Annotated in this window: 33 protein-coding genes, 1 other RNA gene and 1 pseudogene; 6 read left to right on the top strand and 29 right to left on the bottom strand. The window is 67.1% G+C overall.

Annotated elements, in window-relative coordinates:
* Positions 1-17: 17 nt before the first annotated feature.
* The 28 genes and pseudogenes from ABMQ42_RS15710 to ABMQ42_RS15575 all read right to left on the bottom strand — a co-directional run bounded on the left by ABMQ42_RS15710 (position 18) and on the right by ABMQ42_RS15575 (position 13,146).
* The gene (locus tag ABMQ42_RS15710) at positions 18-251 is read right to left on the bottom strand and encodes a hypothetical protein (RefSeq protein WP_349723931.1); all 234 of its coding nucleotides are present in this window, start codon (positions 249-251) and stop codon (positions 18-20) included.
* A 42-nt stretch (positions 252-293) separates the two neighbouring features.
* Positions 294-455 (bottom strand): annotated as a pseudogene (locus ABMQ42_RS18195) (transposase); the annotation flags it as partial.
* 220 nt (positions 456-675) lie between these two features.
* The gene (locus tag ABMQ42_RS15700; protein ID WP_349723929.1) at positions 676-999 is read right to left on the bottom strand and encodes a hypothetical protein; all 324 of its coding nucleotides are present in this window, start codon (positions 997-999) and stop codon (positions 676-678) included.
* Positions 1,000-1,043: 44 nt separating this feature from the next.
* The gene (locus ABMQ42_RS15695; RefSeq protein WP_349723928.1) at positions 1,044-1,229 is read right to left on the bottom strand and encodes a hypothetical protein; all 186 of its coding nucleotides are present in this window, start codon (positions 1,227-1,229) and stop codon (positions 1,044-1,046) included.
* Positions 1,230-1,329: 100 nt separating this feature from the next.
* On the bottom strand, positions 1,330-1,545 hold the full coding sequence (locus tag ABMQ42_RS15690; RefSeq protein ID WP_349723927.1) for a hypothetical protein: 216 nt from the start codon (positions 1,543-1,545) through the stop codon (positions 1,330-1,332).
* The gene (locus tag ABMQ42_RS15685) at positions 1,542-1,667 is read right to left on the bottom strand and encodes a hypothetical protein (protein WP_349723926.1); all 126 of its coding nucleotides are present in this window, start codon (positions 1,665-1,667) and stop codon (positions 1,542-1,544) included. The genes ABMQ42_RS15690 and ABMQ42_RS15685 overlap by 4 nt, the downstream gene beginning before the upstream one ends.
* 831 nt (positions 1,668-2,498) lie before the next feature.
* Positions 2,499-2,729 carry a hypothetical protein gene (locus ABMQ42_RS15680; protein WP_349723925.1) on the bottom strand — a complete coding sequence of 77 codons (231 nt, stop codon included), beginning with the start codon at positions 2,727-2,729 and terminating at the stop codon, positions 2,499-2,501.
* Positions 2,730-2,835: 106 nt separating this feature from the next.
* Positions 2,836-3,114: a hypothetical protein gene (locus ABMQ42_RS15675; RefSeq protein WP_349723924.1), complete on the bottom strand. Its 279-nt coding sequence runs from the start codon at positions 3,112-3,114 to the stop codon at positions 2,836-2,838.
* Positions 3,111-3,407 (bottom strand): hypothetical protein, encoded by a 297-nt coding sequence (locus tag ABMQ42_RS15670; RefSeq protein ID WP_349723923.1) that lies wholly within the window; start codon positions 3,405-3,407, stop codon positions 3,111-3,113. Before ABMQ42_RS15670 ends, ABMQ42_RS15675 begins: the two co-directional genes overlap by 4 nt.
* A complete protein-coding gene (locus ABMQ42_RS15665; RefSeq protein WP_349723922.1) occupies positions 3,404-4,021 on the bottom strand; it encodes a hypothetical protein in 618 nt (205 codons plus the stop codon). The genes ABMQ42_RS15670 and ABMQ42_RS15665 overlap by 4 nt, the downstream gene beginning before the upstream one ends.
* Entirely contained in the window at positions 4,021-4,197 is a 177-nt protein-coding gene (locus ABMQ42_RS15660; RefSeq protein WP_349723921.1) for a hypothetical protein, read from the bottom strand. The genes ABMQ42_RS15665 and ABMQ42_RS15660 overlap by 1 nt, the downstream gene beginning before the upstream one ends.
* A gap of 166 nt (positions 4,198-4,363) precedes the next feature.
* Positions 4,364-4,852, bottom strand: coding sequence for a DNA cytosine methyltransferase (locus ABMQ42_RS15655; RefSeq protein WP_349723920.1), 489 nt, complete (start codon positions 4,850-4,852; stop codon positions 4,364-4,366).
* Positions 4,849-5,049, bottom strand: a complete 201-nt coding sequence (locus tag ABMQ42_RS15650) for a hypothetical protein (protein ID WP_349723919.1) — start codon at positions 5,047-5,049, stop codon at positions 4,849-4,851. Before ABMQ42_RS15650 ends, ABMQ42_RS15655 begins: the two co-directional genes overlap by 4 nt.
* A gap of 18 nt (positions 5,050-5,067) precedes the next feature.
* The gene (locus ABMQ42_RS15645; RefSeq protein ID WP_349723918.1) at positions 5,068-5,415 is read right to left on the bottom strand and encodes a hypothetical protein; all 348 of its coding nucleotides are present in this window, start codon (positions 5,413-5,415) and stop codon (positions 5,068-5,070) included.
* Entirely contained in the window at positions 5,412-7,850 is a 2,439-nt protein-coding gene (locus ABMQ42_RS15640; protein WP_349723917.1) for a phage/plasmid primase, P4 family, read from the bottom strand. The genes ABMQ42_RS15645 and ABMQ42_RS15640 overlap by 4 nt, the downstream gene beginning before the upstream one ends.
* Positions 7,851-7,942: 92 nt before the next feature.
* Positions 7,943-8,590, bottom strand: a complete 648-nt coding sequence (locus ABMQ42_RS15635; RefSeq protein WP_349723916.1) for a hypothetical protein — start codon at positions 8,588-8,590, stop codon at positions 7,943-7,945.
* Between the two features lie 27 nt (positions 8,591-8,617).
* Positions 8,618-9,460, bottom strand: coding sequence for a hypothetical protein (locus ABMQ42_RS15630; RefSeq protein WP_349723915.1), 843 nt, complete (start codon positions 9,458-9,460; stop codon positions 8,618-8,620).
* Positions 9,457-9,912, bottom strand: a complete 456-nt coding sequence (locus ABMQ42_RS15625; protein ID WP_349723914.1) for an NUMOD4 motif-containing HNH endonuclease — start codon at positions 9,910-9,912, stop codon at positions 9,457-9,459. Before ABMQ42_RS15625 ends, ABMQ42_RS15630 begins: the two co-directional genes overlap by 4 nt.
* Complete coding sequence (locus tag ABMQ42_RS15620; RefSeq protein ID WP_349723913.1) at positions 9,909-10,286, bottom strand: hypothetical protein; 378 nt, start codon at positions 10,284-10,286, stop codon at positions 9,909-9,911. Before ABMQ42_RS15620 ends, ABMQ42_RS15625 begins: the two co-directional genes overlap by 4 nt.
* A 3-nt stretch (positions 10,287-10,289) precedes the next feature.
* Positions 10,290-10,670 (bottom strand): hypothetical protein, encoded by a 381-nt coding sequence (locus tag ABMQ42_RS15615; protein ID WP_349723912.1) that lies wholly within the window; start codon positions 10,668-10,670, stop codon positions 10,290-10,292.
* Between the two features lie 47 nt (positions 10,671-10,717).
* Positions 10,718-11,251 (bottom strand): crossover junction endodeoxyribonuclease RuvC, encoded by a 534-nt coding sequence (locus ABMQ42_RS15610; protein WP_349723911.1) that lies wholly within the window; start codon positions 11,249-11,251, stop codon positions 10,718-10,720.
* Positions 11,248-11,379: a hypothetical protein gene (locus ABMQ42_RS15605; RefSeq protein WP_349723910.1), complete on the bottom strand. Its 132-nt coding sequence runs from the start codon at positions 11,377-11,379 to the stop codon at positions 11,248-11,250. The genes ABMQ42_RS15610 and ABMQ42_RS15605 overlap by 4 nt, the downstream gene beginning before the upstream one ends.
* Before the next feature lie 68 nt (positions 11,380-11,447).
* Positions 11,448-11,741, bottom strand: a complete 294-nt coding sequence (locus ABMQ42_RS15600) for a hypothetical protein (RefSeq protein WP_349723909.1) — start codon at positions 11,739-11,741, stop codon at positions 11,448-11,450.
* Entirely contained in the window at positions 11,738-11,920 is a 183-nt protein-coding gene (locus ABMQ42_RS15595) for a hypothetical protein (protein WP_349723908.1), read from the bottom strand. The genes ABMQ42_RS15600 and ABMQ42_RS15595 overlap by 4 nt, the downstream gene beginning before the upstream one ends.
* On the bottom strand, positions 11,917-12,522 hold the full coding sequence (locus tag ABMQ42_RS15590; RefSeq protein WP_349723907.1) for a hypothetical protein: 606 nt from the start codon (positions 12,520-12,522) through the stop codon (positions 11,917-11,919). Before ABMQ42_RS15590 ends, ABMQ42_RS15595 begins: the two co-directional genes overlap by 4 nt.
* On the bottom strand, positions 12,519-12,752 hold the full coding sequence (locus ABMQ42_RS15585; RefSeq protein ID WP_349723906.1) for a hypothetical protein: 234 nt from the start codon (positions 12,750-12,752) through the stop codon (positions 12,519-12,521). Before ABMQ42_RS15585 ends, ABMQ42_RS15590 begins: the two co-directional genes overlap by 4 nt.
* A complete protein-coding gene (locus ABMQ42_RS15580) occupies positions 12,749-12,913 on the bottom strand; it encodes a hypothetical protein (RefSeq protein ID WP_349723905.1) in 165 nt (54 codons plus the stop codon). The genes ABMQ42_RS15585 and ABMQ42_RS15580 overlap by 4 nt, the downstream gene beginning before the upstream one ends.
* Positions 12,910-13,146, bottom strand: a complete 237-nt coding sequence (locus ABMQ42_RS15575) for a hypothetical protein (RefSeq protein ID WP_349723904.1) — start codon at positions 13,144-13,146, stop codon at positions 12,910-12,912. Before ABMQ42_RS15575 ends, ABMQ42_RS15580 begins: the two co-directional genes overlap by 4 nt.
* Before the next feature lie 168 nt (positions 13,147-13,314).
* Between ABMQ42_RS15575 and ABMQ42_RS15570 the strand changes: the two genes are divergently transcribed.
* The 4 genes from ABMQ42_RS15570 to ABMQ42_RS15555 all read left to right on the top strand — a co-directional run bounded on the left by ABMQ42_RS15570 (position 13,315) and on the right by ABMQ42_RS15555 (position 16,174).
* Positions 13,315-13,539 (top strand): hypothetical protein, encoded by a 225-nt coding sequence (locus ABMQ42_RS15570; protein ID WP_349723903.1) that lies wholly within the window; start codon positions 13,315-13,317, stop codon positions 13,537-13,539.
* Positions 13,540-13,728: 189 nt separating this feature from the next.
* Entirely contained in the window at positions 13,729-14,415 is a 687-nt protein-coding gene (locus tag ABMQ42_RS15565; protein WP_349723902.1) for a YPYG domain-containing protein, read from the top strand.
* A 2-nt stretch (positions 14,416-14,417) separates the two neighbouring features.
* Positions 14,418-14,996: a hypothetical protein gene (locus ABMQ42_RS15560; RefSeq protein WP_349723901.1), complete on the top strand. Its 579-nt coding sequence runs from the start codon at positions 14,418-14,420 to the stop codon at positions 14,994-14,996.
* Positions 14,996-16,174, top strand: coding sequence for a site-specific integrase (locus ABMQ42_RS15555; RefSeq protein ID WP_349723900.1), 1,179 nt, complete (start codon positions 14,996-14,998; stop codon positions 16,172-16,174). The genes ABMQ42_RS15560 and ABMQ42_RS15555 overlap by 1 nt, the downstream gene beginning before the upstream one ends.
* Positions 16,175-16,295: 121 nt before the next feature.
* Here ABMQ42_RS15555 and ssrA read toward each other — a convergent pair.
* Positions 16,296-16,664, bottom strand: a transfer-messenger RNA (tmRNA) gene (gene ssrA, locus ABMQ42_RS15550).
* Between the two features lie 139 nt (positions 16,665-16,803).
* On the opposite strand from ssrA, the gene ABMQ42_RS15545 reads away from it, so the two are divergent.
* On the top strand, positions 16,804-17,448 hold the full coding sequence (locus tag ABMQ42_RS15545; protein ID WP_349723899.1) for an SIMPL domain-containing protein: 645 nt from the start codon (positions 16,804-16,806) through the stop codon (positions 17,446-17,448).
* The gene (locus ABMQ42_RS15540) at positions 17,445-18,779 is read left to right on the top strand and encodes a M20/M25/M40 family metallo-hydrolase (protein WP_349723898.1); all 1,335 of its coding nucleotides are present in this window, start codon (positions 17,445-17,447) and stop codon (positions 18,777-18,779) included. Before ABMQ42_RS15545 ends, ABMQ42_RS15540 begins: the two co-directional genes overlap by 4 nt.
* Positions 18,780-18,806: the final 27 nt, after the last annotated feature.

Genomic DNA, 18,806 nt, shown 5'->3' with positions numbered 1-18,806 from the left:
CCTCCGACAGCCTCCGCTCAGAGGTCGTCGGGGTCGAGGTCTTCGTCAGGAGCGCTGACGGCATCTGCAGCCTCCTCCGTCTCCCGAGCCACCAACTCCTCGAGCTCACGGATCGTGTCGTTGAGCTGCTTACCCAACGGCGCCAACTCGCGCGCCGCCACCCCGCTCGTGATCTTCCTCGCGAGCTCGTCGCGCCACGCGATCAAGTACGACTTCCGGCTGCCCGACTGGACAGCCTCGATGAGCGTCATCGGCGGTGGTGCGGCATCCTTCATCCACGCCGACAGCGTCGGACGCGACACCCCAAGCGCACGCGCCACCTGCGAAATCGACTTTGCAGCCCGCGCCTTCTCCACCGCGTCACGCTTGAACGCCTCCGAATACACACGACGCCCGCGCGATTTCGCGGCCTTCGGCGCGCCAACCGCATGCAGCTGAGCCTGAGAACCTCCCATGCGCACTCACCCCCTGCAAGGTGGAAAAACCCGGGGAGAGATAGGCACTATGCCGCGGGCGGGCCTGTGCCCGGGGGCGGGGGGTGGGGTGCCCGGTCGGCTCGCCGGCGTCGACCGCGTCGCTCGCGGCGTTCGATGGCCCACAGCACCCACAGCACCGTCACTGCGCCGGCGCACCCACCTATGACGAGTGTTGCGATGAGCTCTGATGTGGTCATCGTCACCAGATCGGTGAGCATGTGACTGTCTGTACCTTCGTATGTGTGCCGTGTAGCTTCTCTCGTGACTCGGTGAGGGTCATGTCGGACTTGAACTGGTTGCACTTGCGGTGCATGAGGTGGCAGTTGGCGCGGTCGTAGGGTGAGCCGCCGCGAGAGCGGGGGATGTCTTCGTCGACCTCGCCCCGCATGGGGTCGGGCATGCATCCGGCGCAGTCCCGGGTGGGGCACTTCTTCCCGTGCTCCCCCGGGAGGAAGTTCAGGGACTTGTCCACCGGGTCATCACAGAGGGCGCAGTCGGACTCTTCTGCCTTCACCCGCTTCACGAGGGCTCGACGTCGGGCACCGTTCGCATTCTGCGCCGCTGTGGTCATTGGTGCGTCCACATGTGAGCCCACATGTCGGTGAGGTCCGGCGTGCATGCGAGCTCGATCCGACCGGACTCGGTCGCCGCCGCAGGGACGAGCACCGCGGTGACCTCTGCTGGGATGATCGTGTCGCACACGGGGCACTGGATGTTCACGGTCCCGACGTGCACGGGTGCGGCGGTAGCCATCAGTCGTCGTCCCCATAGGCGGCCGGGTCGCAGCAGAGCGCCGCTGCGAGCGGGGACGTGTACTCGGATCCACAGTCGTCGCACGTGTACAGCTGCGTGGTCATGGCTGAGCCTCATTGCGTGGGGTGATGGTCACGCGTTCCGCGTACATCGTGACGGTGATGGTCGAGAGGTCTTCGTCGTCCGCCTTCACATGCAGGTCGACGCCGGGTGTCAGGTACCAGGGGAACGGCTCGCCGTCGACGAGCAGCTCGAGCGGGGCGCCGGTGTCGTCGGTCTGGATCTCGACGTGCTTCGGCAGCGTCTTGTCGGTCACCGGTGTCTCCTGTCGACGTCGTCGGGTACAGCGAGGATGCGGCCGGCGATCGCGGGGCCGCGGGTCCAGATGATGATCGTCATGGTGACGCCGAGAGTCCAGCCTGCGAGCAGCCGTATCATCGGGGCTCCGATCGTGGCTTCCCGGCCGGGAGGCTGCCGCGTGGGGAACGCGAGGGTACTCGACTCCCGGCCGGGATTGTGGCTTGGAGGGCAGGCAGGGCAGGTGGTTTCTGTTGAGTGCTCCCTGCGCGCGTATAACTGTGTTACCTAGTAACAGTCATAGAGCTGTGCCAATTGGGAACAGCATGCCCTAATGTGCCCTGTTTGCAGTGTTTAGGGGTCTGACCTGGTGATTGTCCAGGGCAGGTAGGCGTTTTTTGATGTGCCCTGAGCATGCCCTGTTTGGGTCGAATGTGCCCTGCGGCGGATTGGCAGGGCACATTCGCCAGGGCACATTCGAGAGAGCCGGTTTCCGGGCTCTGTCCCTGGGTGTGTGGGGCCGGTCGGCACGACGTCGTTGGGGACGAACTTGGGGGTGTGTCAGCCGACCGGCGGTGGGGCGTGTTGGTGGGTTCCAACAACGATTCCCGATTCTGAATGTAGGGGGTGACAGCGGTGGGCGGTCAAATGCGACACGCCGGGTCGATGTCGGTGGCCGGGTCTAGCGTGGTGAGTCCTGTGAGCATGGGGCTCGCGGGAGATATGGGGATGAAGGAAAGTTGCTGAGAAGACGACGTCATCGAACAGTGCCGAGGCCGGGAAGCTCGCGCGTCGTGAGCTTTACGACCTCATCACGGACGCGGTCGCCGATGTGCGGGGTAACGTGTTCAGCCTCGACAAGCAGGTGTCGACGATCCAGGATCTGGCTCAGGCGTTCCGAAACGTCGCAGGTGGTCCGCAGTCCTGACCTGCAATGTGCTGAGGGCCCCGCACCGGGTGGTGTCGGGGCCCTCAGTTTGTCTGGGCGAGTCGTCGTCTGAGCCGCTGCTGGTGGATGGGGTCGGCTTGGAGTCTGTCCCGGTACCAGGCGAGGAGTATCTCGAGCTCGACGACGCGGACTCGTTGCCCGTCTTGGTGGTCCCAGCTCATGGGGAGGCCGTGTCGGCGCCAGCGTTTGATGGTGCGGATCGAACGGTGGACGCGGGTCGCGGCCTCCCGGTAGGTGAGCAGGGTGACGGTCATGGCTGGTGGTGGTCGCATTCGCAGTCGACGACGTTGTCGTCTTCGTCGAGAGCCCATCCGGTGCAGGAGTTGTGCTTGCCGATTGCGCATTCGGGGCAGATCGCGCTCATCGTTGTCCGCCTTCGGTCGGTTGGGTGCCCACCTGACGGGCGGCGGACAGGACGGCGCGGACGGTGCTCGGCCAGATCGACCGGCCCGTCTCTGCCTGCGCCCGGTTCGCTATGTCCACGCACTCGGCCTTGCTCGGCTCGTGGGTGGCCTGCCAGAGTGCGCCAGCGACGAAATCCCGCCGCGATGCCACGTTCTGCCACAGCGCGCCGCCGTAGCCGTCTGACTCCGGCCAGCGCTTCTTCGCTTCAGCGCGTGCTTCTTCCTCAATGCTCACTTCGTTTCCTCTCGTGCGGCCCTCGCTGCTTCGAGCGCGGCGCGGGCTTCAGCGGCAGCGTCGAGGGCTTCCTGGTTCCAGTCGTCGGGCATGGTGAGTTCGGCCCACGCCATGTCGCCCCACTCTGCGTCGTCGACCTCGTCATCCGTGGTGTGGGTAGCACCGCAGAAATCGCACACTGCGCGTTTCGCGATCCCGTCTGCAAGCAACGCCAGGGTGCGGTTCTCCTCTTCGAGCGCACCATGCACATCATCAGACGTCAGTTGGTAGTGATTCACGAACTTGTCGGTCATGCTGCTTGTCCTTTCACTGTGTTCCCGCATCGTTCACACCGGGCCACGGCAACCGTGCCGGCGCCTTCATCGATCCACGCGGCGACCATGCCCCGTTCCCCGCAGATGGTGCAGAGTCGTTTCCGGTTGCGTCGTTCGGGTGCGAGCCCGTACCGGTTCCCGCCCTTCCTGACCTCCCGGAACAGGGTCTCTTCGAGCTCGCCGAGGTCGTGATGCTCGACGATCCGGTTGACCCGGTCGTCGTCAAGCAGCCAGGCGACAAGCTCGTAGGATGCCCGCCAGGCTGTCCTAGCGTCGTCCGGTGCGGCGAATGGTGGACGCGGGGTGGGGCATTCCCCGATCCGGTCGGCGACCGCCTCCGCGTACCCGGTGAGCAGTGCCCACAGGATCGCGGCGTCCGCCGCCGGCGTCCCGGGTTCGTCGATCACCCGCACGTTGTCGAGGTAGCCGCCCCCACTGACCCTCGTTGCTTCCAGATTCGTGGCCCGGATCACGGTTGCTTGCTGTTCCCGCATCTGCTGCAGGAGCGGTGGGAGCTTGTCCAGGTGCCATTCGTACGAGGCGACCCAGGTGTCCCATTCCTCCTGCTGTGCGTACTCGGTCACGGCATCCATCAGCGCGCTCCCTTCGCGGGTGGGTATCCGAGACGGGTGAGGTCGTCGACATGCTCTTCGTCGTAGTGCCACTGCATCCGGCGGGAGGCTTCATGCGTGTCGGTGTCCTGCACGGTGAACCGGCAACGGCCGAAGAAGCAGTGCACCGTGTAGACCGGGATCAGCGTCTCCATCATGCGGCCTCCTCATCTGCTCGATATGCTGCGGCGCAGTCAGGACAGCTGACTTCCGTCCACGAGGCCGCGAACTTCACCCCACGGCGACCGCAGTACGCCCGCCCCTGCACAGTGCTCGGCGCGTGCAACTGGTCGGCACGCGGCACCGTGGACGTTGGCGCCGAGATCATGCCGTCACTCCGTTCAGGAACTCGGCGACCGCGTTCCCGAGGTCGCGCGCGGCGGGCGGGGTGACAGCGTTCCCAGCCTGCTTGACCTTGTCCCGCTTCGACCCCAGCAGCAGGTAGTCGCCGGCGAACCCCATCCCGGCCTTGATCTCGTGCGGCTCGAGCATCCGGAACCCGGCGTCGTCTACGTCGAGCGATATCGGCGCAGGGTCGGCGATGAGCGACTGGTGCCCGTGCGTGGTCAGCGCGCGCAGCGGTTCTGTGACCGGCGTGGACATCTCCGCGCCGCCCTCGTTGTTCCGCATCACGAGCGCGTGATGATTCCCGTTCGCCGCGACCGTGTCGATCGGTTCGTCGGTAGTCTTCGCGACCCCGTGGTTGCGGAGCGGCACCAACAGCCCGTCAGCTTCGCGCGTGGTCACGGCAGTGACCACGTCACCCCCATCCCAGGCCTCCGTCTTCGGCCGCGGCGTGATCGTGGCAGTCATGACGCCTGCTCCGTCAGGTATGCCGCGGCTTCACTCGCGTACGTGGTGAGCGCGTCGGCCAGGGCCCGCGCCTGCTGCACCGTCAAGACGACGCGGCTCGGGAAGAACGAACGGACCGTGAGCTGCACGTTCCCGTCGTCCGTCAGATCGACCGTTGCGAGCGTCTGTTCGACCGTCTCGCTGATGCTGGTTGCCATGATTTTTTGGTTCCTCTCTCAAAACGGGCAGACCGTGGGGGTCTGCGTAGGGTCTGGCGCGATCGACACGGCGGGCGCATCCCACCGGCGGTCGCACGAATGCGCAGGGACGGTGTGGCCCTCACGGTCGCGCCTGCCGGGCCACCACCGGTTCCACTGGGACGTCACCCAGCGGCGCCCGTACGGGTACACCTGCCACAGCCGAACACCGGTCAGCACGCACGCGAACTGCTGCGCCTGGTCCAGCGCGACAAGGTCGAGGACGGGCGCGCCGACGAGCAGGTCCTCCTGCCAGTCCCAGCGGACCTCGAGCACGGTGCGCCCGCAGCGTGGGCACCTGGCAGTCAGCGGTGTGATCGCGGTCATCGGTCCCACCAGTTCCCCGACTCGCCGTCATCAGCGGTGTCTTCCGGCTGGTACAGGATCACGTTCGTGTAGAAGCGGCGGCCGTTCGACTTCGCCGACCCCACATCGAACCGTTGCCGCAACTGCCTACCGAACGCCTGCGCCGACAACGGATGCTCATGCTGCTCGTCACACCAGGCGTCGTACGCGCGGCGCAGATCGGCGCGGTCGACGCGGGCGTTGTCGCCGCCGCCGATCGAGCACCGGTCCTCCACAAACCTGCCCAGGTGGTCTTCTTCCGCCTGATATTCGGACGTGGCCGCGAGCACCTCGACCGGCGTCGGCAGTCCCCCGTTCGCATAGTCCACGGCGCCGGCGACGATCCACGCGAGAATCCCGGGGCCTTCCTCAGCGACGAGGCGTTCGGCGAGCCCGTCGATCTTCTCCTCATCGGGAACCGTGTGCGTGAACGGGATCAGCCGCAACCGCCGCCAGAACGAATACCCACCGGTCTCCACCTTCGGCTGATTGTTACCGGCCAACCAAAGGGTGTGCGACGGGGTGAACGTGAAGAAGTCCTGCCGCATGAACCGGGCCGTGATCTTGTCGCCGCCGGTCAGCATCTTCATCTTCGCCTCATCGAACCGGGTGTTCTCGTTCACCTCCGACCCGACGACCAGCCGCCGGCCCTGCAGGTTCGCGAGCTCCGTCTCGTGCCGGTCACGTCCCGCGAGCAGGAACCCCGCCGGCGCTTCGGTGGCGTAGTCGCCGAGCAGTGACGTGAGCACTTCCAGCAGCACGGTCTTCCCGTTCTGCCCGGCGCCGTGCAGGAACGGCAGCACATGCTCGATCACTTCCCCGACCGCGGACACCCCGGCGAGCTGCTTCACGTACCGCTCCAGGTGCGGGTTCGACTGGAACGTGGTCTGCATGAACCGGTCCCACAGTGGCGTCGGCATCCCCGCATCCGGCGTCACCGCTGTCTGCTTCGAATGGAACAGCCCGGATGTGGCGGCCGCGATCTCCCCAGTACGCAGGTTCACGACACCGCCGGGCGTGTTCAACTGCCACGGATGCCGGTCGAACTGTGCCGCCGACACACGCATTCCAGGGACCGTGCGCGCGAGCCGGACAGCGTCCGCGATGTGCCGGGCGGACAGTGACTTCTTGCGGTGTGAGGCGAGCTGGGGGTGATCGGTGGGGATCGCACGGATCGTCTGCTTCGCTGCTTCGATCGCGGCACCATCATCGGCCTGCCACGCCCAACGGGTGCCGTCCCAGGTCACCCACTTCCCCGCGTCCGGCACGAACCGGAGCACCGAGGAATGCTGCGCGACGACGAGACGCGCGTTGCCGTCATCGGTGAGGTCCGCATCATCCGACCCGATCACCACATTGGGCGCTGGGGCTGTGTTCCCAACTGCGGAGATCTGCGTGCCCGTCGACGTCGTGCGAGATGCGGCCAGTGCACGCGGCGCCCGGTACCCGTAGTCACGCTCGGCGAGTGCTTTCGCCGCCGCCTGATGGTCACCGTGGTGGTTGAGGACCGCGAAAGCCCCGAACTTCGTGTACGGAACCTCCGGCTCGAACTGGGTCGACGACGTGAACACGTACAGCCGGTCACGGTCGTCCGCGTGCCCGGTCGTCGCGGAGATGCCGTCGTTCTTCCCCGGCCGCCGCCAATACCGGGTCGCCCCGCGCGTGTGCACGAGCGTCCACCCGACCAGGATCTGATCCCAGTCCGTCTTCGCCTCGAAATCGTCACCCGGGGTCACGTCGCCTTCAGCTGGCCGGTACCCGGTCGACCACTTCGCATCCACCGGGCCCGCCGGCGCCGACACCTCGACAGGCATCGTGTCGAGCGCTGCGTGCAGGACCGCGTGCAACTGATCACGCTGTTCCCGGCTGATCGTCGGCATCGACGCAGGCCCGCCGGCGAGCCGCAGATACGGTTTCCCGGTCGGGTGCACTCCCCCGCCGGATGGGGCGAGGACCACGAACCCGCCAGTCCCCCTGGTCTCGGCGAGCACCTCCCGACCGGTCGGCCCGTCCGTGGGGCGTTGCGCGATCTTCGTGTTGCCGGGCACGTCACCGCCTGCGACACGGTAGAGCAGGTGCAGCCCGCCAGACGGGGACTGCTCCGACCAGCCGTCCACGAGCTCGTCATACAAGGCCCTCAGCCCGGTGCCGTCGAGAAGGTCGAGCACGTCACCCATGAGTGTCATGCCGCGTCCCTCGACCTCGAGCAGCTCCACACCCGCATACCCGGTGATGATCCCGACACCCTGCTCGACGTCCGTGGCGAACCAGGCGCGCACCTGCGTCTCGTCGGCTGCCGTGGTCGTGTATTGCTTCCACGCGCCGCGAGGCCGTTTCGTGCCGTCAGCGGCTACAGGCACGACCGACAATCCGGCCGCGTGCAACTGCAGTGCTGTGGTCAGCAGATCACCGGTCACGCCGCATCCCCTGTCTTGTCGTGTTGGTCGTTGCTCATGTGCTCTCGGTCCTTCTCGATGGGACAGCGCGCGGTCGCGGCGAGAGCCACCCGTCAGAACGGGATCGTGTTGAGAACGTCGACCGTCGTCCTCACGGCGGTCGCGATCGTCTCGTCAGGAATCCCCGCCGCACGCAGCTGACCGACCTGCGTCAGCTGCTCCACCGTCAGACCACCCGGCGTGCCCACCGGGGCGGGCGCCTGTGCGGGCTGCTGTGCAGGCTGAGGCGCCGCGTACTGTGCCGGCGCCGCCTGAGCCTGCTGGGCCGGCTGCGCGGGCTGTGCGGCCGGCTGCCCCGCGAACGCGGATGCCGGCGGCGTGTACTGCGCGGCGTACATCTTCGCCGGGTTCGCAGGGTTCTTCGAGTCAGGCGAGTTGCCGATGTACTTCACCGTCAACGTGCCACCCGGTGCGACGTCGGCGACGTTCGCGGCACGGATCGCCTGCCCGATCGCCTGCTTCATGTGCTTGCTCGCGACATACAGCGTTCGCTCACCGTCATCGTTCGCGTCGTCACGGAGGCTGGTCTTCAACGGCACCAGCACCTGCATCTTCGGGTCACCGTTCGGCCAGAAGTCGGCTTCGTTCGTGCCGAACTTCGTCTGCTGCCGCTCATACGGCGCCGCCGCGATCGTTCCGGTGATCTCGTCGCCGATGTTGGCGAACTTCACGCCCTTGTTGCTGGAATCGAAAAGGGACATCGTCTTACTCCATTCGTCTTTGTCTTGTCAGCGGTCGAACATGTTCGTGATCACCGCGCCCCCCGGTGCGGTGACACCCGGCGTCGACCTGGCCGCCGGAGTAGATAGCGCGGACGTGCCCGCAGGCATGGGAAAGTCATCACCGAACAGCGACACCCCCGCCGCCCGGTTCGCGGCACGCCGCTCCTTGCGACACCACGTGCACCACTGGTCGTCACACAGCGGGGACGCGGCCAACGCGGCGTCGATGCCAACGACCTGCAACATCGTCCACAACCGGTTCGCCCGGTTCATCGCCTCAGCCGCCCGGTGCGGGTCTGCCGGCTCCGACCAGAAGTACGCCTGGTCGAGTTCACCGTCACGGGGCAGGAACGCGATCGCCACATGCCGTGCCTGCCCCCAGCCGCCGTCCGCGGTGAACCCGGCCGCGTACAGGTGCGCCTGCGTCCGATACTGCTCAGACGGGCCGTGCAGCCGGTACTTCGCGAGCTGCTTCGGTCCGACGATTTTGTGATCCGTTACCGTGCCTGTCGGCACGTGAAACAGGTCACTGTGGCCGGTGATCGGTGTTCCGCCGATCCGCCCGACCGTGACTTCCCATTCGGTGACCCACTCCTGCGTGGATACCTCGCCGCCGCCGAAGTTCGCCTGGTCGAACCACTCCTCCAGCTGGGCGTGAACCGCCGTGCCAATCGCCGGTTTCCACGCGGGCCCACGGTCAGGCTCGTCGTCGCCGGCGAGCTTGTGAAGCACCCACCGGTCACAGGGCCGACCGATCTCACTCGGGCCGATACGCTTCTGAAGCGATCGCGGGTGCCGGGTGATCCCCGCCTTGATGACATCGAAGTAGAGCTGTTCGACCGTGGTCATGACGCGGCCACCCACTGTTTGATGCAGGTGCGGCAAGCGCGGCGCGAGCGGCCCCGACGTACTGTGTTCTCGGGTGTGAGCGCGTGGCCGTTGACGCAGTGCGTGCGCCGGTCGCTCATCGCGGTGAGGTTGTCCTGGTGGGGCATGATCGTCAGATTGCCGACGCAGTTGTTCGCCGGGTTGGTGTCGTCATGATCGACATCCATGCCCGTGATGTCGCCGAGGAACGCTGCGGCCACGAGGCGATGCACGTACCGTCGACAGCCGGCGCCGAGCATCACAGACAGGTATCCGTACGGCCCGTTGGGCGACGGTGAGAGGATGCGCCCCCGCTGCCGCCGCGAACCCTCGCCGTTCGCGTGCGGAATCACCCGGTCGACTGAGCGAACTCGTCCAAGGCTCGACACCTCGTAGCCTGCGCGCTCAGCAATCGGCCTCCACGTCTCGGTCACTTCACGACCACGCTCTTCTTACCGTGCAGCTTGAACCCCTCAAGCACGTCGGGGGCGAACTGCTGCTTCACCGCCGCCTCGTCGAGGACCGTCTTCGTGACGTACAGTTGCGGGAACTGCGCGGCCGGGTAGGCGGTCTGGATGCGGGCGGTGTCGGTGCGCGTGTACTCCCGCACCTGCACCTTCACGTCGCCGACCTGGTGTGTGCCGACGGTGCCGAGCCGGTCGATGATCTGTGCGTCGATCTTCTCGATCTGGTCCTGGATGTACTCGGCGTCAGCCTTGTACGCGGCGCGCTGCTTGAGCAGGTCGTCGAGCGTCACCTCCTGTTGGATCGGGGTCACGGGCGCGTGGTGTGCGTTTGGCATGCTCATCGGTCAGTCCTCCTCGTTCTCGTCGTCAACGACGTCCGCATCGACGATCTCGGCCTGGTCGATCGCGAGCATCGCCCCGCCGAAGTCGTCCTGATCGGGCAGGTCGAGCGGCTGCTTGACATGCCGCACACGGTCGTCGTGCAGACGGATCAGCAACGCCCGCACCTGCTCGGCGTCGACCTCGTTGAATGCGCCCTCGATCGCGACGAGCTCCACCCGCGGCACGCGTTCGAAGGCCTCGGTGTCGTGGCAGTCCTTCGTGTGGATGAGCCCGATGACCGGAATCGTGTCCTGCGACGTGTATGCCGCGATCAGGTGCCTGGTGTTCTGTTCCAGGCCGTTCTGCTCGAGCTCCTTCGGGAGCGTGGAAGCGAGCTTCACCATGATGTGTGTCCCCATTCGTTGTTCTGTTGGTGTTGCGGATAGGTCTGTCAGGCCGCCGGCGGCCATGCGATCCGCGCGTGCACGTCCGCCTGCGCGGGCAGGTAGTCGCGTGTCGCGCCCAGCCAATGCGCGCCGGCATCCGCCATGGCGAGCGCGTCGGCGACGTTGTCGTCGGGCACGTGCACGCCCGGGTGCGCGGCTCGTACTGCGGCGAGCACCGCCTTCTTGTCGGCGTTGCCGCGGCCGGTGGCGAGCTTCGCGCGCTGCGACGGTGCGACCTCGACGACCGGTCCACGTGCCATGAGCTGGTCGACGAGCCACCAGTACAGGGCGATGCGTTCGTTCTGCGCCCCGAACTGGTGCGCCGAGTGCGGCACCTCGACGACGGTCACACCGAGCCGTGGCGGGACCGGTGCGAGGATTCCCGCGATCGCTTCCCGCAGGCGTGCACGCTTTGCTGCGAGCGTGTCACCACGGCTAACGGTCTTCACCCGCCACGTTGACGTATCGCCTGTGGTCGTGTCGATCAGCGCGACACCGGTGCAGGTGAGGGACGGGTCCACGCCAAGCGCGAGGCTCACGAGATCACCGCGATCCCGTAGGCGAGGAGTGCCGCATCCATCGCGCCGAGTGCCCCGACCGTGATGACGACTCCCCAGTCGCGCCAGTCACGGCCGGGGGCGTCCCCAGCTTCGGTCGGTGTCCCCACACCGACAGCCCGTCGCGCCCCCACAGGGCGACGGGAGTTCAACGACGAACGCATCCGCATCCGCCAAGTCATGACGCGACCGCCGTGAAGTCGAGGCCGGCCTCGGCGCCGTCGAGCTCTGCCTTCGCGAGACCGCGCAGCCAGTCGATACCCCATGGGGTGCGACGTGCCACGAACCACGCGTATGCGAGCTCACCCCATTCGGTTGCCACTTTGTCGAGCGTGGCCGGGTCGGCGACCTCCGCGAGCTTGAGAATGCGGTCGACGACGGCGCGGGGCTGCTCTCCGAGGTTCGTGTCGCCCAAGTATCCGAGCACCTGACGCACGGTGTCGCCCGACAGGGTCGTCTTCTCAACCGTCACCGCTTCATCCCCTTCTTCTCGTCTTCGATCCAGAAGTCCCGCTCGAACGCGCCGAACGACCAGCACAGGACCACGAAGCACGCCAGGAACAAGGAGGCTGCACCGATCGACGGGGCGAAGAACAGCACCACGCAGATCAACAGGCAGACGACGGTCGCCACCCAACGCACGACGATCACGACGCACCGCCCTGGGATGCGTCCGGCGAGCCCGAAGGAGACTCGCCGGACGCGGCCCCTACGATCGGCTCATCGGCCAGAACGGATGCGCCAACATCCGGGCCACCAACCGAAGGGGAACCATGAACAACTGCACCGTGCGCATTGACGACCTGACGATTCACGTCGACATGGTCGGAGCGTTCCGACTGCTCGCTCTTGTGCGCGCGGTCATCGACGCCGGGAACGTCGAAGCCTTGCCGATCAGCGAGGGAGACTCCCGGGCGCTGATCGTCCTGATCACGCCGCACACCCGGGTGTCGATCGATCTTCAGGCGGGAGGCGACTTCGATGAGACTCTCCTTCAGGGAGCCGTCGGTATCGTCGGGAGCCTGAGTGATCTCGAAGCCGCGTACGGTCTCGACGACGTCGCGGACGACGCCGCGGATCAGGCGGGCGTCTGACCGCGTGAACCGTTTCGCAGCGTCCTCGCGCTCGGCCACGACGTACGGGAGCATCCACGACGTCAGCTCGTCGAGCGCGACGTCGGCCGGCGCCGCGGCGAGTCGCGCGCGGATCCGCTGCCACACCGTCTGGTTACGGTCCAACGACACCGCGGTCATGCCTGCTCCCTGGTGGAGACGCGGGTGCCGCGCACCCACTCGTCGATGTCGGCCGCGGAGTAGATGACGGTCTTGAGGGTGGGCTTCGAGTAGGCGGGGCCGCGGCTGGCGGCGCGCAGCTCTTTCAGCCGGCTCAGCGTCATGCCGGGTACCCGGTCACAGACCTGCTCCGGCGACAACCAGACGGCCGGCTCGGGGCGTTGCTTGAGCGCCGTCACCGTGGCGCTCATCGCGTCACCTCCGCCGTGATCGCCGCCGACACGGCACGGATGCGCTCGAGGGTCCGCTCGCCGCCGTCGACGTCAGCGGCCGCATACGCGCGATCCCACGCATCACCGAGCACGTTCTGAAGGTCGAGCAGCCGCTCGAGCCGACCGACACGACGAGTCATGCCGCCACCGCCTCGGGCTTGCTCGCGAACGCGATGATCGCCGCAAGGTCCATGCCCAGCGTGTTCGCGACCTCGCATACGGTCTCGAGCGTGAGTCGCTGCGTGCGGTGCTTGAGCTCGCCGAGGATGCGCTTGTACGGCACGCCCGTCTCGCGTGCGAGCCAGGCGTACGAGCGGTCCTGCTCGGCGAGCTCAGTCCGGATCGCCTTGATCACTTCCGTTGTGTTTCCCACATCTGGGAATCTACAACGCGGATCGGTCCCGTTACCCACATCTGGGAAAGTCTGCGGATTCCCACAAGTGGGTTATCGGATTGACACAACGATTCCCGAAACTGGGAAATATTAGTGCGCTAATCGAGTAGCATCGCCCACGTGTATGACTCAGACGCAGTACGAGCCGTGATCCAACAACACCTCGTGGACCAGTACGGCGGCATCGAAGCTGCAGCAGTTCGCATCGGCGTGCCGCACAAGACTCTCCACCGTGCGTTCACCCTGAACGCGAAGGACCGGACGAAGACCGTCAGCCTCGACCTTGTGATGAGGGTCATCGCCGCGCTGAACCACGACAACCCTGCGATCACGGTCGAGTCAGTATTCGAAGACTCCGGCAAGCAGCGGTAATGCGTCGTCGAGCGAGGGGCACGGTCGGCCCGACTCCATCAGCGGGCACACCGCCTCGCAAGGAAGACCTCGACCGCACACCACCGACTCGACCTGCTCAACCACGTCTGAATCCCCTTCACCTTTGATGAGATCGCTCTAATCCAAGAACCTAACGACACCCCCTGACATCCCGACAAGGAGAACCACATGAGCAACACAGCAGCCCCGAAGTTCAAACTCAAGAAGTGGCACTGGTGGGTGATCGGCATCGTCGCAGTCTTCATCCTTGGTGGCGTGGGATCCGCGCTGGGGCTCGGTGGTGACCCCGAAGCCGGGCCCACCCCGTCCGAGACTGCGACGGCGTCGGCGGATGCGATCGAGATCCCGGATGTGGCCGGCAAGCCCGCAGATGAAGCGCGCGACGCGCTCACCGATGCCGGACTCATCGCAACGCTCGACGGCGGCGACAGCATCGTCGTGAAGGCATCAAACTGGGACGTCGAGACGATCGATCCTGCAGCCGGTACAAAGGTCGACGCGCACTCGGTCGTGACCCTGCACGTCGTGAAGGCCACCGAGCGAATCGCGCAGGAAGAGGCAGCGCGAGACGCGGAACAGGCCAAGAAGGACGCCGAGCACAACTCCGCTCCCGTCGACAAGGACACCGCCCGTGCGGTCTGCGACGCGCGTGCGGCCTCGGAGTTCCCCTATGGCGCGAAGCTGCACTGGGTCACCGGCGTCCTGGCTGAGAAGCAGACCGACGACGGCTGGTTCTTGAAGGTCGAAGCAACCGTAGAGAACGCGTACGGCAACAAGGCCAAAGGCGTGAACATCGAATGCAGCGTCTCGGGCACCAACGGTGCGCCGAGCATGGACGAGTTCAACGCGTACTGATCATGGGCTGGTTCAGCAAGAAGCCGAAGATCACCGTTGTACGCATCGCGTATCGCGACAGCCACGGCGAGCCAGCGCCCGACTGGAACCCCACCGACATGGAGCGCGGATACGCGTTCAACTGGGCGTTGAAGGAACAGCCCGCGCTCGGAATGCGTGTTATCGTGCCTGGCGGGGATGGGCTGACCCCCGCGGTGGTCGTCGGTTTCGGCACGACCTACAAGGGTGAACTGGGGATGGTGCGTCGCGTCGCGACTGGTGACGAGATCGCACGCGACCAGGCGCGGTACGCGCGCGAGCACGAGAAAGCCACAGCCGACGCGGCCGCATGGTTACAGATGGCATGCAAAGCCGCCGGCCTCACGGTCAGCGGACGCACCCGAACGAAAGTACCCACTGGGTTCCCTGCGATCGCGCCAGTCGACGGGTCCGCGACGCAGCGACAGGCCAGCGAGTACGGCCGCATGTGGTGGCGCGCGTACAAGCAGGCTGAGGAAGCTGGTCTCCCCGCCGACCAGGTGCAGCACCTCAAGTCGATCGCCCGTCAGTGGTTCGCCGTGCGAGACAAGGGCGAGAGCTGATGGCGGGCACGATCACCCCGTACGCCACGGCCGCGGGCAAGCGGTACCGGGTCCGGTACCGGAAGCCGGACAAGTCGCAGACCGACAAGCGCGGGTTCAAGACGAAGAAGGAAGCCGAACTGTTCCTCGCGTCGGTGACCGTGTCGAAGGCCACCGGCGAGTACATCGACCCGGCGTCGTCACGCGTCACGATCGGCACGCTCGGCCCGGACTGGCTCAAGCTCAAGCGCGGACAGAAGCCGTCGTACTATGCGACGCTCGAACGCGACTGGCGCGTGTACGTCGAGCCGAAGTGGGGTCGATTCGAGGTCGGGAAGATCGCGCCGTCCGATGTCGCCGGGTGGGTGCAGGATCTGCTCGACGGCGCGGCGCCGACGAACCGCAGCGCGAGCACCCGGAACCCTGACGGGCCCCGGTCCGCGTCGGTCGTGCTCCGTTGCCTGGGGATCCTGCGCGGCATCCTCGACATCGCCGTCGACGACCGCCGCATCGCCCGCAACCCGGCCCGCGGGCTGAAGGGGCAACCACGGAAGCACTCCGAGAAGGACCGCCGCTATCTGACCGACGAGGAGGTCGCGCAGCTCGCCGCCGCGGTGCGCGACCTCACGCGGTCCACGCTCGTCTACACGCTCGCGTACACCGGCGTCCGGTGGGGCGAATGCGTCGCCCTGCGCGTGCGCGACAGGAACATCCTGAAGCGTCGCCTGCACGTGCGCCGCAACGCCGTCGAGGTTGAGGGGAAGGTCGAACTCGGCGCGCCGAAGTCGTGGGAGAAACGCACCGTTCCGTACCCGGCGTTCCTCGACCCGCTGCTCGACGCGCTCTGCGACGGCAAGGGCCCCGACGACCTGATCTTCCCCGGCGACCTCGACGGGTACCAGCGGCGCCCGACGACGGCGGAGGACTCGACGTCCTGGTACCGGCTCGCGATCGCGCGCGCCGGCCTCGAGCGCCTCACGCTGCATGACCTGCGCCACACGGCCGCATCCCTCGCGGTCGCGTCGGGCGCGCACGTGAAGGTCGTGCAGAAGATGCTCGGCCACAAGTCCGCGGCCATGACCCTCGACACGTACGCGGACCTGTTCGACGGGGATCTCGACGACGTCGCCGAGCGCATGGACACCCGCGGCGCCCAGTACGCGGCCACCGTGCTCGCGGCTGTCGGCGTTGCCGCGTGATCTCGAATGTGGGCAAAGTGTGGGCAGACGGCCCGCGCGGGCACTTCTCCCAGGAATGACGAAAGCCCCTCGATCCCAGTGTTTCCAAGGGATCGAGGGGCTTCCTCCGAGCGACAGCGGTTCGTGGAGATGGGGGGAATCGAACCCCCGTCCATCGCTGAATCTCCACGCCTTCTCCGGGCGCAGTCTGTGAAGACGTTCTGCTCGGCCCCGACCTTTGTCACAGACACCTAAGTCGACAGGCCCAGTCTGGGAAGAGTCCCGCGTGACGTCCAGACGCCGTCACACAGCAAGATCCCTAGATGACGCCAGGGTCCGTACCGGAATCAAATACGGTCTGACGGACTATCGGGCTCGCTTACGCAGCGAGGGCGAAGTCAGTGCGCTTTGCATTGGCACTTGTTGTTTACAGGGAGCGTTCACGAGATAACCCTGCATCCTCGGCCCGCTTCTCGTGAATAGACAGGCGATGTCGAAACCGATCATCCCCATGCATGCTCTCGTGGAGCGGCCGCTGTCGCGCTGTGGAGTTGCCAATCGGATGCCGGAGCACCCGAGCATCACAGCTTACAACGAGATCGCGCAAAGAGGAATTCCCGCCTCATCTCTCGTGCCCGTAGGCTCTGACCATGCCCGAAGTCACGATCACCGTCCGCGGCGAGCACGAGCTGCGTCGCGCGCCCGAACAGGCCGTCGCCCACATCGCCGTGCGCGCAGAAGGTCCCGACCGCGGGCTCGTCGTCGAGCGCATCGCCGCGCTCGCCGCCCCGATCCGCGAAGAGCTCGCCGAACGCAAGGCCGCGGGCACGCTCGTCGACTGGTCCAGTCAGCGGGTGGCTGTCTGGTCGGACCGCCCGTGGGCGGGCGAAAAGCGTCTGGCGGTCGTGCATCACGCCGGCGTCGACATCACCGCCACCTTCGACGACTTCGCCGCCCTCAGCTGGTGGATCACCCAGGTCGCCGAGCGCGACGGTGTGGAGGTCCGGTACATCGACTGGCGCCTGACCGACGACACCGCGGCCGCGCTCGAGCGCGAGGCGGCCGCGCACGCCGTGCAGGTCGCCGTCGCCCGGGCCACGGCCTATGCGGTGGCCCTGGGACTGTCCGAGGTCATCCCCGCGGAGGTCGCCGATCGCGGCCTGCTCTCGCCGGGTGCGCCCACGGCTCGCGCTCTCATGGCCGCGACGGGGGCGATGGATGCGGCGGCCGTCGACTTCCGTCCCGATGACATCACGGTCTCCGCGGCCGTCGAAGCCCGGTTCACGGCCCGATGAGCGAGATCACGCCCCGCCCGGGAGCCGCCGAGCGGCTCTCCGCCCTGATCCGCATCCCCACGGTGTCGGCCGAGCTCGAGCGGCGCGGGATGGCCCCGTTCGACGAGCTCATCGCGCTCCTGCGCGAGCTGTACCCGCTCACGCACGAGCACCTCGAGCTCACCACGCACACGGACCTCGGCCTGCTGTTCCGCTGGCGCGGCCGGCGCGACGCCGCCCCGCTGGTGCTCATGGCCCACTTCGACGTCGTGCCCGTCGACGAGAGCGACCCCTGGACCCATCCGCCGTTCGACGGCGTGATCGCCGACGGACGCGTGTACGGCCGCGGCACGCTCGACGACAAGGGCCCGCTGCTGGTGATCCTCGAGGCGGTGGAGAACCTCCTCGCCGCCGGCTTCACACCCGCGCGCGACGTCTACCTGTCCTTCGGCGGCAATGAGGAGACCTACGGGGGCGCGGCCCGTGAGATCGCGGCATCCCTCCGCGACAGCGGAATCGTGCCCTGGCTCGTGCTCGACGAAGGCGGTGCGGTCGTCGAGGCACCGCTGCCCTTCGTGACCGGGCAGGCCGCGATGATCGGCCTTGCGGAGAAGGGCGTCCTGACCCTGCGACTCTCCGCCCGCGGCGAGGGCGGCCACGCGTCGGCGCCGCCCGCGATGACCGCCGTGCGGCGCATCGCACGTGCCGTCGACAGATTGGATGCCGCGACCTTCCGCCCGCACACACCAGAGGCGATCCGCCGGCTGCTCTCCATCTTCGCCGGCCGCGCGTCCGGCATCGGCCGGCCGCTGTACCGCGTGCTGGCCGCCTGCCCGCCGCTGGCGGCGCGGGTCCTCGCGCGCCTCGGCGGCGAGAGCGCCGCCCTCGTGCGCACCACGGTCGCGGCGACGATGTCAGCCGGCGGCACAGCCGCCAACGTCCTGCCCTCGCAGGCGTCGGCGACGGTGAATCTGCGCATCGCCGTCGGCGAGACGGTCGACGACACGGTCGCCCGCGTCCGACGCCGCATCGCCGACCCACGCGTCGAGGTCACCGTCGTCGAAGGCGATGACCCGTCGCCGCAGTCGCCCGCCGACGGGCCCGAGTTCGCCGCGCTGGCGGATGCTCTGGCCGCGTCGTATCCTGACGCGGAGGCCGTGCCGTACATCATGATGCAGGCCAGCGACTCGCGACACTTCCACCGGTTCAGCCCGGCCGTCTACCGGTTCGCGCCGCTCGAGATGTCGGCCGCCCAGCGCGCGGGCATCCATGGCGTGGACGAGCACGTCACGATCGACGCGCTCGAGCGCGGGGAGCGATTCCACCGGGCGCTCATCCAGCGGTTAGAGTGATCGCACCCGAATCACCTGCCTGCGAAG

Source organism: Microbacterium sp. KR10-403, from assembly GCF_040196215.1.
Lineage (GTDB): Bacteria > Actinomycetota > Actinomycetes > Actinomycetales > Microbacteriaceae > Microbacterium.
The sequence above is the reverse complement of the archived record's forward strand: the minus strand, read 5'-3'. Positions and strand labels throughout refer to the sequence as shown.

Excerpts from the sequence above, each read along its gene's own strand:
- ABMQ42_RS15710 (WP_349723931.1), bottom strand. The coding sequence starts at position 251 with ATGACGCTCATCGAGGCTGTCCAGTCGGGCAGCCGGAAGTCGTACTTG.
- ABMQ42_RS15695 (WP_349723928.1), bottom strand. The coding sequence starts at position 1,229 with ATGGCTACCGCCGCACCCGTGCACGTCGGGACCGTGAACATCCAGTGC.
- ABMQ42_RS15685 (WP_349723926.1), bottom strand. The coding sequence starts at position 1,667 with ATGATACGGCTGCTCGCAGGCTGGACTCTCGGCGTCACCATGACGATC.
- ABMQ42_RS15680 (WP_349723925.1), bottom strand. The coding sequence starts at position 2,729 with ATGACCGTCACCCTGCTCACCTACCGGGAGGCCGCGACCCGCGTCCAC.
- ABMQ42_RS15670 (WP_349723923.1), bottom strand. The coding sequence starts at position 3,407 with ATGACCGACAAGTTCGTGAATCACTACCAACTGACGTCTGATGATGTG.
- ABMQ42_RS15665 (WP_349723922.1), bottom strand. The coding sequence starts at position 4,021 with ATGGATGCCGTGACCGAGTACGCACAGCAGGAGGAATGGGACACCTGG.
- ABMQ42_RS15660 (WP_349723921.1), bottom strand. The coding sequence starts at position 4,197 with ATGATGGAGACGCTGATCCCGGTCTACACGGTGCACTGCTTCTTCGGC.
- ABMQ42_RS15655 (WP_349723920.1), bottom strand. The coding sequence starts at position 4,852 with ATGACTGCCACGATCACGCCGCGGCCGAAGACGGAGGCCTGGGATGGG.
- ABMQ42_RS15650 (WP_349723919.1), bottom strand. The coding sequence starts at position 5,049 with ATGGCAACCAGCATCAGCGAGACGGTCGAACAGACGCTCGCAACGGTC.
- ABMQ42_RS15645 (WP_349723918.1), bottom strand. The coding sequence starts at position 5,415 with ATGACCGCGATCACACCGCTGACTGCCAGGTGCCCACGCTGCGGGCGC.
- ABMQ42_RS15635 (WP_349723916.1), bottom strand. The coding sequence starts at position 8,590 with ATGTCCCTTTTCGATTCCAGCAACAAGGGCGTGAAGTTCGCCAACATC.
- ABMQ42_RS15630 (WP_349723915.1), bottom strand. The coding sequence starts at position 9,460 with ATGACCACGGTCGAACAGCTCTACTTCGATGTCATCAAGGCGGGGATC.
- ABMQ42_RS15620 (WP_349723913.1), bottom strand. The coding sequence starts at position 10,286 with ATGAGCATGCCAAACGCACACCACGCGCCCGTGACCCCGATCCAACAG.
- ABMQ42_RS15615 (WP_349723912.1), bottom strand. The coding sequence starts at position 10,670 with ATGGTGAAGCTCGCTTCCACGCTCCCGAAGGAGCTCGAGCAGAACGGC.
- ABMQ42_RS15590 (WP_349723907.1), bottom strand. The coding sequence starts at position 12,522 with ATGACCGCGGTGTCGTTGGACCGTAACCAGACGGTGTGGCAGCGGATC.
- ABMQ42_RS15585 (WP_349723906.1), bottom strand. The coding sequence starts at position 12,752 with ATGAGCGCCACGGTGACGGCGCTCAAGCAACGCCCCGAGCCGGCCGTC.
- ABMQ42_RS15580 (WP_349723905.1), bottom strand. The coding sequence starts at position 12,913 with ATGACTCGTCGTGTCGGTCGGCTCGAGCGGCTGCTCGACCTTCAGAAC.
- ABMQ42_RS15565 (WP_349723902.1), top strand. The coding sequence starts at position 13,729 with ATGAGCAACACAGCAGCCCCGAAGTTCAAACTCAAGAAGTGGCACTGG.
- ABMQ42_RS15560 (WP_349723901.1), top strand. The coding sequence starts at position 14,418 with ATGGGCTGGTTCAGCAAGAAGCCGAAGATCACCGTTGTACGCATCGCG.
- ABMQ42_RS15555 (WP_349723900.1), top strand. The coding sequence starts at position 14,996 with ATGGCGGGCACGATCACCCCGTACGCCACGGCCGCGGGCAAGCGGTAC.
- ABMQ42_RS15545 (WP_349723899.1), top strand. The coding sequence starts at position 16,804 with ATGCCCGAAGTCACGATCACCGTCCGCGGCGAGCACGAGCTGCGTCGC.
- ABMQ42_RS15540 (WP_349723898.1), top strand. The coding sequence starts at position 17,445 with ATGAGCGAGATCACGCCCCGCCCGGGAGCCGCCGAGCGGCTCTCCGCC.